The organism is Solibacillus palustris (assembly GCF_022549215.1).
Classification (GTDB): domain Bacteria; phylum Bacillota; class Bacilli; order Bacillales_A; family Planococcaceae; genus Solibacillus; species Solibacillus daqui.
On the sequence record NZ_JAKZFC010000006.1, the window covers coordinates 167,900 to 186,671 of the forward strand.

At 37.5% G+C, this 18,772-nt stretch carries 15 protein-coding genes, 1 pseudogene and 1 riboswitch; of the genes and pseudogenes, 13 read left to right on the top strand and 3 right to left on the bottom strand.

Translation table 11 applies throughout. From position 1 onward, the window contains the following. Positions 1–124 precede the first annotated feature (124 nt). Positions 125–1,873 (top strand): methyl-accepting chemotaxis protein, encoded by a 1,749-nt coding sequence (locus tag LZ480_RS15095; RefSeq protein WP_241370374.1) that lies wholly within the window; start codon positions 125–127, stop codon positions 1,871–1,873. 53 nt (positions 1,874–1,926) lie between these two features. On the opposite strand, the gene LZ480_RS15100 is transcribed toward LZ480_RS15095, so the two are convergent. Then, the gene (locus LZ480_RS15100) at positions 1,927–2,502 is read right to left on the bottom strand and encodes a metallophosphoesterase family protein (RefSeq protein ID WP_241370375.1); all 576 of its coding nucleotides are present in this window, start codon (positions 2,500–2,502) and stop codon (positions 1,927–1,929) included. 908 nt (positions 2,503–3,410) lie between these two features. Between LZ480_RS15100 and LZ480_RS15105 the strand changes: the two genes are divergently transcribed. From LZ480_RS15105 to LZ480_RS15155, 11 genes and pseudogenes are all read left to right on the top strand, one after another. Next, a complete protein-coding gene (locus tag LZ480_RS15105) occupies positions 3,411–4,787 on the top strand; it encodes an extracellular solute-binding protein (RefSeq protein ID WP_241370440.1) in 1,377 nt (458 codons plus the stop codon). 111 nt (positions 4,788–4,898) lie between these two features. Beyond that, a complete protein-coding gene (locus tag LZ480_RS15110) occupies positions 4,899–5,792 on the top strand; it encodes a carbohydrate ABC transporter permease (RefSeq protein WP_241370441.1) in 894 nt (297 codons plus the stop codon). 13 nt (positions 5,793–5,805) lie between these two features. Further along, positions 5,806–6,630: a carbohydrate ABC transporter permease gene (locus LZ480_RS15115; protein ID WP_241370376.1), complete on the top strand. Its 825-nt coding sequence runs from the start codon at positions 5,806–5,808 to the stop codon at positions 6,628–6,630. Positions 6,631–6,642: 12 nt separating this feature from the next. Then, positions 6,643–7,680 carry a serine hydrolase domain-containing protein gene (locus LZ480_RS15120; RefSeq protein ID WP_241370377.1) on the top strand — a complete coding sequence of 346 codons (1,038 nt, stop codon included), beginning with the start codon at positions 6,643–6,645 and terminating at the stop codon, positions 7,678–7,680. 9 nt (positions 7,681–7,689) lie between these two features. After that, on the top strand, positions 7,690–8,661 hold the full coding sequence (locus LZ480_RS15125) for a BadF/BadG/BcrA/BcrD ATPase family protein (protein WP_241370378.1): 972 nt from the start codon (positions 7,690–7,692) through the stop codon (positions 8,659–8,661). 58 nt (positions 8,662–8,719) lie between these two features. Next, positions 8,720–8,842: pseudogene (locus LZ480_RS15130) on the top strand (acetyl-CoA C-acyltransferase); the annotation flags it as partial. A 131-nt stretch (positions 8,843–8,973) separates the two neighbouring features. Continuing rightward, positions 8,974–10,209, top strand: coding sequence for a DEAD/DEAH box helicase (locus tag LZ480_RS15135; RefSeq protein ID WP_241370379.1), 1,236 nt, complete (start codon positions 8,974–8,976; stop codon positions 10,207–10,209). A gap of 3 nt (positions 10,210–10,212) precedes the next feature. Beyond that, positions 10,213–11,442, top strand: coding sequence for an aminopeptidase (locus LZ480_RS15140; RefSeq protein WP_241370380.1), 1,230 nt, complete (start codon positions 10,213–10,215; stop codon positions 11,440–11,442). Between the two features lie 98 nt (positions 11,443–11,540). Beyond that, positions 11,541–12,392 (top strand): SGNH/GDSL hydrolase family protein, encoded by an 852-nt coding sequence (locus LZ480_RS15145; RefSeq protein WP_241370381.1) that lies wholly within the window; start codon positions 11,541–11,543, stop codon positions 12,390–12,392. Between the two features lie 346 nt (positions 12,393–12,738). Further along, positions 12,739–13,899, top strand: a complete 1,161-nt coding sequence (locus tag LZ480_RS15150; RefSeq protein WP_241370382.1) for an exonuclease SbcCD subunit D — start codon at positions 12,739–12,741, stop codon at positions 13,897–13,899. Between the two features lie 4 nt (positions 13,900–13,903). Next, on the top strand, positions 13,904–16,957 hold the full coding sequence (locus LZ480_RS15155) for an AAA family ATPase (protein ID WP_241370383.1): 3,054 nt from the start codon (positions 13,904–13,906) through the stop codon (positions 16,955–16,957). Between the two features lie 226 nt (positions 16,958–17,183). Here the strand turns inward: LZ480_RS15155 and LZ480_RS15160 are convergent, their stop codons facing one another. After that, entirely contained in the window at positions 17,184–17,312 is a 129-nt protein-coding gene (locus LZ480_RS15160) for a hypothetical protein (protein ID WP_241370384.1), read from the bottom strand. A 68-nt stretch (positions 17,313–17,380) separates the two neighbouring features. After that, positions 17,381–17,707: a DUF4870 domain-containing protein gene (locus LZ480_RS15165; RefSeq protein WP_241370385.1), complete on the bottom strand. Its 327-nt coding sequence runs from the start codon at positions 17,705–17,707 to the stop codon at positions 17,381–17,383. A 117-nt stretch (positions 17,708–17,824) separates the two neighbouring features. After that, a riboswitch (TPP riboswitch) is annotated at positions 17,825–17,934 on the top strand. A 103-nt stretch (positions 17,935–18,037) separates the two neighbouring features. Between LZ480_RS15165 and thiT the strand changes: the two genes are divergently transcribed. Further along, positions 18,038–18,598, top strand: coding sequence for an energy-coupled thiamine transporter ThiT (gene thiT / locus LZ480_RS15170; protein WP_241370386.1), 561 nt, complete (start codon positions 18,038–18,040; stop codon positions 18,596–18,598). Positions 18,599–18,772: the final 174 nt, after the last annotated feature.

The window sequence follows — 18,772 nt, forward strand, 5'->3', positions numbered from 1 at the left end:
GTAATTACATTTTACTTTTGAGTAGTAGGATGTAGTATTATATAATTAATCGTATTTTTTTAACCTAGTTATTTTTCTATAGAGAGTCACTTGAAAATTTATATGGTAGTAGGGAGATTAGGCTATGTTTGGGAAAAGTAAAATTGATAACTATGAGTATTTCGGCGAAGCCTCAGCGTCAGATATTCAAACAAATGAGCGTTTTAAAGAAAAATTAGATTTTTTAGCCTTAAGTAAGGTTCGTCGTCAAAGTGTTTCATTATTAAATCAAATTTATACAGAAAATCGTAATGACATTTTAGATAATTTCTATACGCGTTTATTATCAATTCCGGAATTTAAACAAATTATAGTAGAGAATTCAAGTGTTGAGCGTTTAAAAGTAACGTTTGACCGTCATTTTTCTAGTCTTTTCCAAGATGAATTAAACATTGAATATGTATTTAAGCGTCGTCGTATTGCATATACACATGCTCGGATTGGCGTATTACCAAACTGGATGATTTCGGCCTACACATTAATCAACCAATTAATTATTCCTTTAATTGCAAAACATTGTGGCCGCGATTATAAAAAATTACTGGATACATTACTTGCATACGATAGTTTAGTAACTTTAGATTTGCAAATTATTGTTGAAACATACATTGAAATTCAAGGTGGCTCGGTAGTTAATGGTCTTGGAGAAATCATTAAATACAATACGCAACTTGATCAAATGAAAGAGCTTATTCAGTTCCAAGAAGTGCAACATAATGATGTTAAATTAGCGAGCGATTTAATGCTTGAACTTGATTCAAGTATCGAGGAAATTGCTGCATCGGTAGGGGATATATCGACACATACGCAAGCGTCATTAACAGAATTGAATAATGACCTTACATCATTACAACAAGTATCGACGATTTTACAAAATACAGACGAAGGTCAACAAGCAGTGCGCCAAAATGTAGCGAACCTAGTAGACCGTGTACATAGTGTATCAAAAGTAATGGAGCTAATCCAAGGTATCGCAGACCAAACAAACTTACTTGCATTAAACGCTTCGATCGAGGCAGCACGTGCAGGTGAGGCTGGTAAAGGTTTCGCAGTAGTAGCAGAAGAAGTGCGTAAATTAGCAGATGATACTAAACGCTCTGTTCAATCGATTGATTCAGATATTAAAGCATTATTACATATTACTGAAAACATCGATGATTTAACAAGACGTTCAACAGAAGAGCTACACGTAGGTGTATCGGATGTAATTCAAATTACGAACACATTATCTGAATTGAATGATACATTACAAACACAAGGTGCACGCTTTGAAGAAATCGCTTCGACAACTCGTCACCAAGCAGAATCTGCTTCTGAAATTGCTGAGCGCAACCGCAGCATGACAGAAAGCACAATTCGTAGCCAAGAAATCGCGTTTGATACAGGTGCGGCTATTTATACATTAAGTAAAATGATTGATGAATACCGTTCACAAACAATCTCGAAAAATTTCATTATTTCTCAAGAAGATATTATCGAGGTAGCAATTACTGATCACCTATTATGGCGCTGGAGAATCTACAACTTATTACTAGGCTTTGAGGAAATGACGAGTTTAAATTTAGATTCTCCACGTGACTCAAACTTAGGTCAATGGTATTACGGTAAAGGTCGTGAATTACTTGGTGATGAAAAGGAATATCGCGAGTTAGAAACGCCATTCTTAAAAGTGTATGAAATTGCAAAAAAGGCAGTAAACGCTCATACAGCTGGCGAAAAAGCTTTAGCAGAAAAGTATTTAGAAGAATTGACCGATACATCAACAGTTGTAATTACGAAGCTACAACGATTACAAGAAATTTTAATTGATTCAAAAGCACAATTTTTAAAATAACAACAATAAAAGCGAGTAACTTAGTCTGAATTGACTGAGCTACTCGCTTTTCTTTATTGTGCCTGTAAAAAGGTTACAGTCATGGATTCACTGTCATATAGACACCATTCCTTATTGTCCACTACTGCGCCAACATTGATTTGATACGGCTTTTGTCCGATTGCAAGTGGAATATTATAAGGCACCGGTTGACGTTGCCCATTAATATAAATAGCTGCTTCATGGCTATGACCAAAAAATAATAGCGGTGTTTTAATTTGTGGGAATGTTGGTTTATATGTTTCATCCCACTCGATTTGATGGCCATGAATTAATGTAGCGTGTTCAATTTCACGGACTTCTTCGTATTGTAAAAAACGATGATCACCTGTTACGAGTGCGATTCGTTCTTCTTGATTTCCAATAATAGAGGGAAATGTTAATAGACTCATAAATTTTTCTTCAATAATGGCTGCATCTTTCAGTTTAGCATTACGAATGGTTTTTGCTTTTTTCTTACCGATTGTACACTCAAACAAATCACCTAAACCAATAATTTCAGCTTGCGGCGCAATTTGCTCAATGTGATTTAACACTTTTTTTGTGTTTTTATAATGCGAATGTAAGTCGCTAACGAATGCGTATTGCAAATTTTGATCACCACCAATAAAAGAATCATTTTGTATTATACCAAGAGACATAAAACAAGAAAATAAATATTTAACTTGATTCAGCAAATCCTTTTTGTACCGAAAGTGAAGCGACAGGTACGAAAAGTCCCCTACTTCTATTAAGTGGGGGTTAAAATCCCAGCTGAATGGAGGAACTCAGGTTAAGGACGCCGCATCGTGCGGCAACACCTGAGTGACCAACATCGTGTAGGCCCAAGCCCCGGCGGATGTCACAGATTTTTAGGGGATTTTTAAAGAGGAAGTCAGCCTAAAGACGTCACATCGTGTGACAACGGCTGACTGACCCACGTCCTGTGGCCCCGAGCTTGAAAAAATCTGGACGCTATTACGCAGAGGCGTAATTGATAAAATCATTTCAATGAATAAACGATTTGCAAATAGGTGCAAAGGGTATTTTGGAGTTGGATTTCGAATAGTCTGAAACGGGAAGAACTTTTGCTTCGTAAGATTTAACTTGCTTCAGCAATCATCTCTCACTTATAGAAGTGGAGTATGAATGCCCGAGAATGTACTTCATTCAACAGGTGTTCAAATCCCAGCTGAATCAAATTATTGCTCCCGGAGGATGTCACAGATTTTTTAGAGGAGTTTTTCGAGCTAACTCGAAAAAAATCTGGACGCAATTACGCCGAGGCGTAATTGAGTGTTTCACGCTGAATATTTAAATTGGAATTTAGAAATTAGGTGCAAAGGTAAATTAGCCTATAACATACAGTTTATTCAATAGATGCAATTCATAAACGGCAGTTAAAAAATAATATTAGGAATAACTATAAGTTTTTGCCCATTAATATTGGTGGTAACTATATTCATATAGTTAACATAAATAAAGCTAAGGAGTGTTTCACATTATTCTTAAAGAAAAGATGAAACGGATTTGGTTTTTAATCGCTTTAATGAGCTTGATGGTGCTATTAGTCGCTTGTTCAGGGGATAGTGTAACAGATGATAACACAACTACAGACAACGAACAAACAGATACGGAAACGGAGACTGATACTTCTGAAAATACAGAAGATGGACTTACTGGAAAATTTGAAATTCAATATTTCGTAGGTGGTTATGGAGATGAATGGTGGAAACGTGTAATTGGTGATTTCCAAAAACAACATCCTAACCTTGAAATTATTGAACATGCAGGTCCGAATATTAATACGGAAATGAACACACGTTGGATTTCAAATACGCCGCCAGACGTTGTTTATATTGATGGCAATGGTGCAGATGAAACGCAAATGATTGTGGAAGGACAATTAATGGACATTAGCTCCATCGTGAAAGATTGGAAATTTGAGGATAGTCCTCTATTAGATAGCTTTATCGTACCGGCTGAAGAATTAGATGGCGGAAAAATTTATAGCTTACCATTAGTGTTTGATACATGGGGAATTTGGTATGACAATAATTGGTTTAAAGATAAGGGCTGGGAAGTACCAACTGACTTTGATAGCTGGTTAAGTTCAATGGAAAAAATTAAAGCAGATGAAAATATTACGCCTCTTGTAACAACAGGCCAGTATACACAATACTTCCAACGAGGAGTGCTAAACCCAGCGTTTGCAGCAGCAGGCGGAACAGAATTATTAAATGATTTAAATAATGGTGTAGTAGAGGCTTGGAAAAAACCGGAAACACTTGAAGTGTTGAAAAAAGTTGAAAAAATTGTGCAGGCAAAAGTGCTTGATTCAGGTTTTGCTGCGTACAATCATACACAATCACAAATGAATTTCTTAATGCATAAAAATGCTTATATTCCTGTTGGATTCTGGTTACCGAACGAAATGAAAAAAGACACTCCAGCGGATTTTGAATTTGGCTTTACACCAACACCGATGAATGATCCAGGTGAGCCTCTAGCACTCGTACCAGATATTCGTACGATTGCCATTGCTGAAAAAGCGAAAAATCCAGAAGCGGCAAAAGCATTTTTAGAGTTTGTATTCACTGAGCAGTATGCACAAGCATTTGCTGAAGCTACAGGTGCAATTATGAACATGAAAAACGTTGATCTATCAGCAAGCTCAAATGTACCAGATTTCTTAAAAGGTGTTAATGATATGATTAACAACCCTGGTTCTGTTCAAATCTTCAAACGTCAAACACCAAATGCAGAAGAACAAAAAATTGCTGTAGAAATTACAAACGAAATTAAATTACAAATTACAGATATTTTACTTGGCGAAATTACTGCAGAGCAATTCGTAGAAAAATTAACGAAAAAAGCGGAGGAACTAAGAAAATAAAGTGCTAAATAAGTAGACAATTTCAGTTATATACAATGGAATAGGGTTGCTAGAAAGTACTACTTTCTGGACAGCCCTTATTTTTTCAAAAAATGGAAGGGGGAACACATGGTGGCCTTTTCTGCAAAGCAAAAATATTTATTTTTAGCCTTTTGTTTATTACCAACATTTATTCTCTTTTTGATTTTTACAGTTTATCCGATGCTAGGTGGGTTATATTATTCGTTTTTTGAATGGTCAGGTACAAGTGCTAATAAAACCTTTATCGGATTAGAGAACTATATACGCTTATGGAATGATTCGATTATTAAAAAAGCAATCTTTAATGATTTTTTCTTTGTATTTGTAAAAGTGCTAGGGATTATGATGCTGTCATTATTTTTTGCAGTGGCATTAACACAATTGCGAATTAAAGAAGCACCGTTTTACAGAATTGTGTTTTTCTTTCCGAATATTATGTCTGTCGTTGTAATTGGTATTCTTTGGCAATTTATTTATGATCCGAATATTGGGATTGTAAACAGTTTTTTAAATCAAGTTGGTCTAACAGAATGGGTACGTCCTTGGCTTGGGGATAAAACATGGGTATTACCGAGTATTGCAATTCCTGCTATTTGGGCAGGGATTGGCTTATTTATGCTTTTACTGATGGGTGGTATTTCAAGTGTTCCTAAAAGCTTATATGAAGCAGCGGAAATTGACGGGGCATCGGAGTGGCAACAATTTTGGCATATTACGGTCCCCCTTATTTGGCCACAAATTAAGACGTCAATTCTTTACATTATCATTACTTCATTAAATGGTTCATTTGTGCTTGTTCAAGTAATGACAGGTGGAGGACCAGGAAGCTCGTCAGAAGTAATGGGTTCGTATTTATACCAGCGTGCTTTTGAAGATTTTCAGTTTGGGTATGGAGCTGCAATAGGAGTACTTATTCTAGTTGTATCACTTATTACGGTATTAATTTCGCAATTTATTTTGAAAAAAGAAAAAGTCGAATATTAATGGAGGGATTGCAATGAAAATGATATCACAAATATTAGTGCGTATCCCTTTAATTTTATGGGCATTTGTCGTTGTTTTTCCATTAGTTTGGATGTTTATGGGCGCATTTAAATCCAATGCAGAAATTTTTACATCGCCATGGGCATTGCCTCAAACGTTTAATTTTTCTAATTTTGAAAGTGCGTGGAATGATTATAATATCGGGCGTGCATTTTTAAATAGTTTTTTTGTTACAGTGCTTGGCTCGCTTTTAACATTACTTTTATCCATTCCTACAGCATATGCACTTGAGCGAATTCGTTCGAAATTAGGCGAGGTACTTATCAATGTTTATCTAGCTTCGATGATGATTCCAGCCGTTTTAGGATGGATTCCATTATTCTTTTTGTTAATGAAATTTAATTTGTTAGATAATTTGTGGGCGTTATCTCTTGTTTATGCAATCTCTCATGTACCATTTACCATCTTCATTTTGATTGGTTTTATAGGAAATGTGCCTAAAGAATTAGAAGAAGCAGCAATAGTAGATGGTATGAGTCCGTATGGGATTTTATTTAAAATTGTGACTCCACTTATTAAATCAGGAATTATAACGGTTACGATATTAAATGCTATATCCTATTGGAATGAATTTTTCATGGCCCTCATTTTATTACAGACGGAAAGTAAAAATACGTTAGGGGTAGCTATGAACTTATTAAAGGTAGACGCCCAATATGATAGTGCATGGGGTGTATTATTTGCAGGTTTATGTATTGCTGTTATTCCGGTCATTATTTTCTATACGATATTCCAACGTCATATTGTAAAAGGAATGACGGAAGGTGCAATCAAGTAGGAGGTCTACAAGGTGGTATATACACGAGTTGAGGGATTTATAGAGAATGCAGTAAAGAAACGGTACATCCCTGGAGCCGTTTTAGCAATCGCGAATCGTGAGGAAATGATCTATTGCAAGGCTTTCGGCACGGCGCATAGTGAAAAGCAAATTGCTATGACGGAAGACACCCTTTTTGATTGTGCCTCGTTAACGAAGGTAGTTGCAACAGCAGCATCCATCTTCAAATTACTTGAAGCAGGTCAACTAGATTTAGACGATGCGATTTCGTATTATTTTCCTGAATTAGCCTTTTTTCATGCTGGTGTTACGGTTCGACATTTATTGACCCATACAAGTGGCTTTCAATCAGAGATTAAGTTTTATAGAGAGCCTGTTTCTTATAATGAGGTTGTTGAACGAATTGCGAGCATCTCTACTAGGAAACCGATTGATTCGGCGGTTATTTATAGTGATGTAAACTATATTTTGTTAGGAATTATTATCGAAAAAATTACGAATGAATCATTAGATCGATTTGCAAATATTAACATTTTTAAGCCTCTTAAAATGGTCCAGACCCTTTTTAATCCAAAGAATATTGCAAAAGAAAGCGTAGCAGCTACAGAATATCGTGATTATTTACAAGACTATCAATGGGGAGAGGTGCATGATGAAAATGCCCTTCACTTTGGTGGAGTAAGCGGTCATGCAGGCTTGTTTTCAACTGCTCCCGATTTAATACGATTTGCACAGGCATTTATGAAAGGGAAAACATCGATTTTTACTGAGAAAACAAAGCGGTTAAGTAAACAAAGTTTTTCAAAGAAGCATGATGAACAAAGGGGATTGGGCTGGCAATTATATAGTCAACCCTCATTTTCGGGGCAGTATTTACAAGATGGCTTTGGGCATACAGGATTTACGGGCACATCCATTTGGGTTTCTGATGGGCAGGAGTTAGCGATTGTCTTATTAACGAATCGTGTTCATTTTGGACGGGTTTGTCAAATTCAGCGGTTGCGTAGAATTGTGCATAATCTCATTGCGCTCGATCATGTCAATAAATAAGGTGATAATATGTTGGATGCATACTGGATAGGGATTGATGGAGGAGGAACGAAAACATCGGCTGTAATTGGCGATAACAATGGTCAATTACTGGCAGTATATTACGGACAGTCAGGAAATTTAACAGCTATTACAATAGAGCAACTAGTCGAACGAATCCATCATATTATTGAGCATTTATTAGTAAAATCGAATATTGAATTGAGTTCAGTTAAAGTGATTTTTGCCGCTTTAGCAGGTGCTGATCGACAAGGTGAGCAACAAAAAATTTATGAGGCATTTCAACATTCCCCTATTCAAAAGAAATTACAGGTACAAAGTGATGTTCATGCCGCTCTAGCATCTGGTACTTGGGGTCGCGAAGGAACACTTATGATTGCAGGTACGGGTGCTATTTTATTTGGATGGTATCAAAAGAAAAGTTTTCGCATAGGGGGCTGGGGCTATTTATTAGGTGATGAGGGCAGTGGCTATCATTTAGGAAAGCTCGCAATTCGTTCAATTCTACAAGCACAGGACCAAAATGTAACGTTAAGGCCCTTTCAAAAAGCAATTTTAGATTTCATTAAAGTGAAGCATACTGAAGAATTAATCACAACCATTTACAGTAGTTCAAATCCTGTGACGGTCATTTCTTCCGTAAGTAAAATTGTCATCAATGCATATGAGGAAGATGATGTCGCAAAGACTATTATTTCAACTGTTCTTGAGGCACTGCTTGCATTAGTCAAATCGGGTTATGAACGAATGGATATTATGAAACCGCTAGTATTACATGGAGGGCTGTTTTCGGATGAGTCGTTTTACCGAGATTTTGTTCAAATTATCTCCAATAATTATCCAAAACTAATAGTGAAGAAACCAAATGTTAGTGGAGCTGTCGGGGCTTATATATTAGCATTAATGGAAAGTGATGTATTTTTAGATGATGAGCGAAAGCAAAATATTCAACGCACATGGAGCCAATTAGAAATAAAATAGAACGAATATGTAATGAAATCTATTTTAATGATTCAACTACGAAACATGGGGTTGATTTTCCCGGACACGCATTATTTTAGCGGCGGCTTACGAACTGCAACGTCGAGATGGTCAATATGCCATTGCCAGTCTTTGCATTGGCGGTGGGCAAGGAATTGCATTAATAATTGAACATGTGTAAATTGGTGAACCTGAACGTTTGTATGTTCAGGTTTTTCTTCTGTTTTTAGTATGTTAGGCTATATGCAAATTACACCAACGTTCATGGAATATGGTACACTGAAAACAATGAATAAAAGGTGGTAAAACAATATGTCAGTTATCAATTTACTAAATGAAACACTTCAAAATAAATGGTCGTTTGACACGACAATGAAAATTCAAGAAGAAATGATTCCAGCAATGCTTGACGGAAAAGACATTGTGGCAGAATCTCCAACAGGCTCGGGGAAAACATTAGCTTTTACACTACCTATTTTAAATAAAGTAGACGGTTCAAAAAAGCAAACACAAGCATTAATCGTAGCACCCTCACAAGAATTAGCGATGCAAATTGTTGAGGTAATCCGTCAGTGGACAGAAGGCACAGATATTACAGTTCAACAATTAATCGGTGGTGCGAACTCAGCCCGACAAATTGAAAAACTAAAGAAAAAGCCAACAATTGTTGTTGGTACACCAGGACGCTTAAATGAATTAGTGCGCCAAGGAAAATTAAAATTAAAAGAAATCGAAACTATTGTTTTAGATGAGTGCGATCAACTATTGAGCCGTGAGTACCGCGTTGTTGTTAAATCATTCATCGAGGGTGCGGCTTTCGGGCGTCAAGTGGTAGTTGTTTCAGCAACGATTACAGAGGAAATAAAACTTGTAGCAGAACGCTTAATGTTTGAGCCAGTCGCAATCAAAATCAATCCAGAAGACATGGTAAAATTCGGTAAAGTCGTACATTCATTCGTTAAAGTGGAAGAGCGAGACAAAACGGATATGCTACGCCGCTTAGCGAATATTGAAGGCGTGCGCGGGTTAGCATTCGTCAATAATATCGACCAAGTATTAATGAAGCAAAGTAAGCTTGAATATAGGGATGCACCAATTGTAGCATTGCATTCAGATATGAAAAAAGATGAGCGTAAAAAAGCACTGGATGCATTCCGTAATGGCGAGGCGCGAATTTTAATCGCAACGGATATTGCGGCACGTGGCTTAGATATTTCTGGTTTAACACATGTTGTTCATGTCGATGTACCACGCACGATTGAACAATATACACATCGCTCGGGTCGTACAGGTCGTGCAGGTGCAGATGGTGAAGTATTAACATTACTTTCTTATAAAGATGAAAAAACGTATAAAAAATGGTTGCGCGAATTATCATTAAAAGGTGTGCAAAAAGTATGGAGCCGTGGTGAATTCATTGAAGGCAATGCAAAAACGGTAACTGCTTCAAAAGCATCAACAGCTCCAGCGACAAAAGCAGATAAAAAAACGTATCAATCAAAAACAGGTAAAAAAGGTATGACATTCAGTAAGAAGAAGGGGAAATAGCAGATGACATTTGAAGAAAAATTAGAGCAATTTGCTGAGTTAGCCGTTAAAATTGGTGTCAATGTTCAAAAGGGTCAATATTTATTAATCAACACTTCTACTGATACGTTAGATTTCACACGTATCGTTGTAAAGAAAGCTTATGAGGCAGGCGCTGGGCGTGTGCATGTCAACTTAACAGATGCAAGCTTCGAGCGTGCCTATTATGAAAATGTTACAGTTGAAGAAACTGCGAATTTCCCGAAATGGACTGTTGCACAGCGTGAAGAATTAATCGAGCGTAAAGGTGCATTACTGTGGATCGACGCGGAAAATCCGGATTTATTAGCAGGGATTGATGTTAATAAAATCGGTGCACAACAAAAAGCGGCGGGTACAGCATTAGTAAACTATCGTAAAGCAGTTATGAACGACGATATTGCATGGTCAATCATCGCTGTGCCATCACCAAAATGGGCAGCTAAAGTATTCCCAGAGTTACCTGAAAACGAGCAAGTAGAAGCTTTATGGGAAGCAATTTTCAAAACAGTTCGTATCGGAGAAGGCAATGCCGTAGAAAACTGGGAAGGTCATATCACGAATCTACATGCGCGTGCAGATCAGTTAAATGCGAAGAAATATGCAAAACTACATTACACTGCTCCAGGCACAGATTTAACTATTGAATTACCTGAAAAGCATTTATGGAAAAGCGGTAGCAGCAAGACACCTGCTAATACAACATTTATTGCCAATATGCCGACTGAAGAGGTATTTACATTACCGGCGAAATTTGGCGTGAATGGCTATGTTTCTAATACAAAACCACTTGTTTATAAAGGCAATATTATTGACGACTTTAAGCTCACATTTGAAAAAGGGAAAATCATTGGTGCAGAAGCTAAGGTTGGTCAAGATTTACTGCAACAATTAATCGATTCAGATGAAGGCTCTCGATATTTAGGTGAGGTAGCATTAGTACCACACGAATCACCTATTTCAGCGTCGAATATTTTATATTACAATACCTTATTTGATGAAAACGCCTCGAACCACTTGGCAATTGGTGAAGCTTACCCAACTTGCTATGAAGGTGGTAAGGAGCTAGAAAAAGGACAATTAGAGACATTAGGTATTAACACGTCAATTACGCATGAAGATTTCATGATTGGTAGTGCGGAAATGAATATCGACGGAATTTTAGCAGATGGCAGAGTCGAACCAATCTTCCATAAAGGAAATTGGGCATTTTAACTTCTAATGGTTTCTATGTGAAACAAATTGAAAATAATAACGCTTAAGACGGAATGTATGCAGAAATGTAAATGATTTTTTATGGGCGAGGTGAAGTGATGCGCAAGTGTTTGTTCGCGCTACTAATTTGTTTATTGTTACCAGCACAAGCTATGGCAAATGAACGTGAAGTATATATCGCGCTCGGCGATTCTTTAGCAGCAGGGCAAACACCGTATTCACAAATCGATGCGGGTTACACGGATTTTATTGCATTGCAACTTCAAAAGAAAGGGAAGCTAGCCCATTTTACAAAAGAGCTTACTTTCCCTGGATATCGTGTAAGTGATGTAATTGATACTGTTAAGTCTGAGCAAGCCGAGTTGTTACTTCAAGATGCCACGGTCATTACCATTTCGGCAGGTGCTAATGATTTATTACCGTTAATCGCGCATAATCCGAATCAAGGGACACTGAATTTTTCACAACTCAATGCAAACTTGGCGTTAAATAATGTGCGTGAAGAAATGGCTCAATTGCTGCTGCTTGTACGTGAACTTGCGCCAAAAGCAGATGTATATGTAGTAGGTTACTATTTCCCGTATGTCAGTGTACATCAAGAGCAAGTAGGGGGAGCAGCCACAGCGCTAAAATTATTGAATGATATTTTGGCGCAAGAGGCAAAGCGAGCAAGCATGACCTTTGTTGATGTATATGATAGCTTCGAAGAAAATCGAGGGAAGTATTTAACGAATAATAATGATGTACATCCAAATCAACTCGGTTATTTAATAATGGCGAATGCGATACTGCGAAGCTATAGCGAAGGTGATTCGTTACAATTGCAGGCTAGCGATTTACCAGCACCTAACCCAAAAAGCTTTGAACAAATACTACAGTTACGTGAACAAATTCAAAGTAAGACGGTAACCATTCATAATGTCAAAGCACCATTAGCAATATACGTTTAACTTGATTCAGCAAATTCTTTTTGTACCAAAAGCGAAGCGACAGGTATAGAAATCCCCTACTAAGTGGGGGCTGAATAGAGGAACTCAGGCTAAGGACGCCGCGTCGTGCGGCAACACCTGAGTGACCAACAGCGTGTTGGCCCAAGCCCCGGCGGATGTCACAGATTTTTCAGGTGAATTTTTCAAGCAAGCTTGAAAAAATCTGGACGCAATTACGCCGAGGCGTAATTGATCAATTATATAAACAAAACACCACAATATACGAACGAGCATTCGTATATTGTGGTGTTTTTGATGGCACTCATGTACACTAAAAATAAGATCTTTTGACTAGGAGGCGTCACTCATGAAAATCTTTCATACAGCAGATTGGCATTTAGGAAAACTTGTACAAGGTGTAGCGATGACAGAAGATCAGGCGTACATTCTACAACAATTTATTGAGGAAATAAAAATTGAAAAGCCCGATGTTGTGATGATTGCTGGTGATTTATATGATCGCTCTGTTCCGCCAACAGAGGCAATTCAACTCTTAAATAAAATATTTAAGCAAATATTAATCGACGAAAAAACGCCTATAGTTGCGATTGCAGGAAATCATGATAGCGCAACACGTTTAAATTTTGGTAGTGATTTAATGAAGGCAAGTGGCTTACATTTAGTTGGTCATTTAGAAAATGACATAGAGCCAGTTATTTTGCATGATGAATTTGGTGAGGTGCATTTTTATTTAGTACCATTTGCAGAGCCATCAACAGTGCGCATTCTTTTTGACGATGATTCGATTACAACACATGAAGCGGCGATGGCAAAAATTATTGAACACATTAAAGGGAAGCTTGATTCGACGAAGCGCAATATTATTATGGGACATGCCTTTATTACAAAGGATGGTATGCCTGAACTAAACACGAGTGATTCGGAGCGCAAGTTAACGATTGGTGGTACCGAATGCATAAATGCAGCGCTATTTGAGCCATTTTGCTATACAGCACTTGGTCATTTACACCAAGCCCATTTTGTTGCAAATGAAACGATTCAATATTCAGGGTCCCCACTTAAATATTCAGAATCAGAAGTGACACATAAAAAAGGTTTTTTAATGTTAGATTTAGCGTTGGATGGTACGGTTTCTGTAGAGAAAAAACTGCTAGTACCGAAACGTGAAATGCGGATTGTAACGGGCTTTTTAGACGATATTTTACAACATAAGAAAAGTGACGATTATGTATTTGTGAAGCTAGAAGATGAAGGCTATGTTAAAGGTGCAGCAGAACTTGTTCGTACTGTGTACCCAAATGCATTGCACATCGAGCGCTTAGCCGTTTTTGCACAAATGGAGCAGCAATCAGCAACGATGAATCGTGTACAAATGGACGATTCAGAGCTATTTGAGTTATTTTATAGTGAAATGACAGGTAAAGAACTTACAGCTGATATCAAATCAATTTATACAAATGTACTCCAACAATTACTTGATAACGAACGCGAAAAGCAGGAGGTGTAAATAAATGAAGCCATTAAAATTATCCATGACGGCATTTGGTCCTTATAAAGACAAGGAAGTAATTGATTTTACACAGTTGCATGAACATGGCATTTTCGTCGTTTCGGGTTCAACAGGTGCGGGAAAAACGACGATTTTTGATGCGATTACATTTGCCCTATATGATGCAGGGAGCGGTGAAGACCGCGATAAATCCTTATTTTTACGAAGTGATTTTGCTGATATCACAGTAGATACAGAGGTAGAACTAGAGTTTGAGGTGCGCGGCCGTATATACCGTATTTGGCGTAAGTTTGGTCATGACGGAGACCGTGCAAAGCGTGAGTTTTATGATATAACAGGCGGACAGATAATACCTGCTGTTGAAAAATTCCAAGTAAAGCTAGTACAAGCAAAGGTTGAGGAATTAATTGGTCTAACGCAATCACAATTTAACCAAATTGTGATGCTACCACAAGGTGAATTCCAAAAGCTCTTAACATCAGAGTCTAAGCATAAGGAAGAGATTTTCCGTAAAATTTTCAAAACAGAGCGCTTTACAAAAATGGTAGAGCTACTGCGTGATAAAAAGAAACAGGCAGAAAAATTGTACGAGCATGCACAAATGCAGCAAGACCATACCATTCAAGAAATAAAATCGCGTTTACCAGAACGTGAATCGGCGTTATTTGCCGCAATCAACTATGATGCGATTAATATGTATCAAATAAAACAGGGGCTTATAGAAGAACAAGGCTTTTATGAGCAACAATCAACCGAGCTTTCACAACAATATGAACAAGTAAAAGGACTTGCAACAAAGTTAAATATACAGTTTAGTGAGCAAAAGCTCATTAATGAACGTATTGAACGCTTTATGCAACGTCAAACCGAACTTTCATGTTTACAGCAACAACAAAATGAAATGGCTATACAGGAAGAACGATTACTGCTTGCACAAAAAGCGCATCAAATTGAGCCACTGGAGCGCGAATTATCTAAGCTAAAATCACAGCTTCAGTCAGCGACGACGGCAGTAGAAAAGGCTAAACTAGAATCCGAACAAGCCAAGCAGCAACTCATTACGGCAACACAAGCCTATGAAAACGTGCAGAAGGATGAAGTATTATTAGAAACGTATACAAAAAATATTTCGCAGCTTGAACAAATAATTCCTATTTATGAAACAATTGATATTCAGCGCAATCATGTCGAGCAGCTAAAGGCACAGCAGTGTAAAGCACAAACCTTATATGATAATTTACAGGGGGAATTGGTTGAATTAAAGCTACAGCAACAAAACCAACAAAATGTTGTAACAGAGCTTGAACAGGCTGTAGCACAGTATGAACAAACATTTGAAGCCCATGCCACAGCAGCTCGCAATGTTGAGCTTGTAAAAGAGACAGCAAAACTGCAAATGAACATAGAGCTATTAAAGGCTGATGCGTTGTCTAAGGAGCAGCAAGCAACAAAAGCTGAGCAAGCCTTACATGAGGTAGAGCAACAAATTCGTAGCAATCAGGCCGCCTTTTTAGCTGCCTCATTGCACAATGGGGATGCTTGCCCGGTATGTGGTAGCACAGAACATCCAGCTATTCATAATAGTGAAATGCTTCATGTGGATGACACGCAAATAGAGCAATTGCGACAACATTCAGATGCAGCTCGCCAAAGCTATTATCAAGTACAATCAAAACTTGAAATTGAGCAACAAACAAATACTGAAAAGCATAATCAAATACAACGCCAGCAATTACAGCTAGAGGCATTAGCACAGTATGAGGAACAGCTACAAACATTAGCTACACATCTAGCAGATTTGCGAGTAAAGCAACAGCAATTAACAACTGAACGCACACAGCTAGAACAATTCAACGAAAAGCGTGAAGTAATCCAAGGGCGTCTTGAAAAAGGACAGGCATACGTTCAAGAAATTCAGACGCAGCTAGCACAGGAAAAGGGCAAACTTGAGCAAAGTGAGCTATCATTGTTACCACAATTTACTACAGTTGCTGAAGTTCAAATTGCTTTATCCAATCAACTTCAGCAGCATCAATCATTAAAGAATGAGTTAAAGCGAGCTTTCGATGCATTACAACAGGCTCAATTACAGCAAAATTCAAGTGAGGTCAATCAGCTACATGCGGTGAATCATTTATCGGATAAGCAGCATGAGCATGAATTAGCACATATTGCATTTGCAACAGCTCTGCAAAACGAACACTTCTCACTAGAAAGCTATCAACAAGCATTATTAGCAGAGCAAGCACAGCATGAAATTCGTCAGATGCTTGAAGCGTACAAGCAACAGCTGCATACATTAACGGCGCAAATTACTGAAGACCAGGAGCAGCTTGAAGGAAAGCAGCTGGCGGATTTAACAGAGCTCCAACAACAAATTACAACTTTAAATAACGAACAAGACGAGCGATATGCAACGATGAAACAAACGGAATCTTATGTAACACAATGCATAACAACATTACAAAAGCTTGAGCAATCCGCTGACCAAATTGAAAGCTATAAAGTAAAATTACAGCAAATGGAGCAGGTATACGATCTTGTGCGTGGTCAAAATGATGCGAAAATCAGTTTTGAACGCTTTGCACAAATTGGCTATTTAGAAAAAGTAACGCATGCCGCAAATGAACGCTTACGGATTTTATCCAATGGTCAATATTTCCTGAAATCTACTGGACGTAAAGAGGGTAATGCGCAAAGTGGTTTAAGCATTGATGTGTATGATAGCAATACAGGGCAAACACGTGATGTGAAAACGTTATCTGGCGGCGAAAAATTCAATGCTTCATTATCATTGGCACTTGGGATGGCGGATGTTATTCAAAGTGTACAAGGAAGTGTGCATATTGATACGATGTTTATCGATGAAGGTTTTGGTACGCTCGATGAGGAGGCGTTACGCCGTGCGATTGATATTTTAATCGACCTTCAGCAAACAGGACGACTTATCGGTATTATTTCGCATGTCGCCGAATTAAAAGCAGCAATGCCAGCGATTTTACAAGTGAAAAAGTTAAAAGAAGGTCATAGTACAACTGAAATTATTGTGAAGTAAAAGAAACGAAGGGCTTGTCCGGAAAGTAATTTCTGGACAAGCCCTTTGCGTCGAGGATTGAGACTAGCACGAAGCTAGTCACGAATGCGTTGTCACAGGACCTGAAGTTTTTAGCATTCGTTCTTTACTTGCGAACACCACGAAAAGCAGCCTACAGCGGATAATTAACACATGAGTGGAGCACTGTCCAAAAAGTTAACACTTTTAGGACAGTTCCTTAGTTTCTTTATTTTTTAGGAGTTCGTGGTATGGTTGGTTGTTTTGGTGCTGAACGATTATCGAGAACTTTTTTTATAATTGGGTAAACGATCGGTCCGTATTTGATGGCTGTTTTAATAACTTTATTTAACTTCATGAATGACACTCCTTAATGAAACGGAAATTGTATTAAAAATATACCCAATAATTGGGCCATGTTAAACATTAGCGTAATACTTTAATGGCTTGCACAAGATTCCAAATTGCAATCGCAAATGAAATGACTGCCAAAATGATGAAACCAATAAAAATCCAACCTTCAAATAAGTTATCCGGTCCGTAAATATTATTATCTGTAACTACAAATACGATAAATGAAATAAAGTAAATAATACCTAAAACAATCGGAAATAGCTGTGAAATAAAGGCCCGTTTGTTATGATGTTTGACAAAATCATCCTTTGTCACGAAAAAAACGATAAGTGGTAAAATAAACGGCGCAAAATAAAAGCTTAAATAGCCAAGTGCACTTAATCCCTTTGATTGATTCATAAAAATCCACTCCTTTTAATTCATCATACGGAAAAGGTGAAAAATAGTTTCAAAGAAAGAGGTTGAAAATTGTCACATTATTGGCTACAATGAGTGTGTTCAAACAATAGTATCGAGATGTACCACAAGGGGGGCCGATTAAGTCGGCTGAGATTGCGCACGGATATTGCGCTGACTCTTTGAACCTGTAAGTTAGCACTTGCGTAGGGATGTGGATAGAAACCGACTGTTCAAGCAATGGTTAGGATTTTATCCTAATTATTGCTTTTTTTTTGCTTTTCTATTCCTTCTTTAACTTCTGTTACATCGGAAAAAGAAAGGAGCTTTGTTATGGACAAAAAGAAATTATTAATGCTGGTTGAAATTGCCATATTTGCAGGTATCGGAATTGTGTTAGATCAATTTTCATTTAAATTGTGGGCACAAGGTGGTTCGATTAGCTTTGTGATGTTACCAATTATGCTGATGGCGATTCGTTGGGGATTAACTGCTGGGCTTGCGACAGGTCTTATTATTGGCGTATTACAAATAATGTTTGGCGGTTATATTGTACACTGGTTCCAGGCAATTTTAGATTATGGTCTTGCTTTTACAGTAGTAGGATTGGTTGCAGTGATCCGTAAACCATTATTACAGGCAGCAAAAAGCGTAGATAAAAAGAAAATGACAATTTATATTGTACTTGGTGCACTATTAGGAGGATCATTACGTTTTATTTCGCATTTACTTGCGGGTGTGGTGTTCTTTAAAGAATATGCTGGTGATGATAATGTTTGGATTTATTCAATTATCTATAATGGTTCATACATGCTACCGGCAACAATTTTGACTGCGTTAATTGCTGTGTTGTTATTTACAACAGCACCAAGGTTATTACAAACATTTAAATAAGTACAAAAGGTGTAGTTCAAATAGCGAACTACACCTTTTTTCATTTAATACTTTATTTTTGAGTCTATCGCCTTACATTTTCATATCTGTAATATTAAATAAAGGAATAATTTCGTACCATGCATCATTATCCGACTTGACGAGCTATACAAGAAGACAAAAAATGCAAATTAA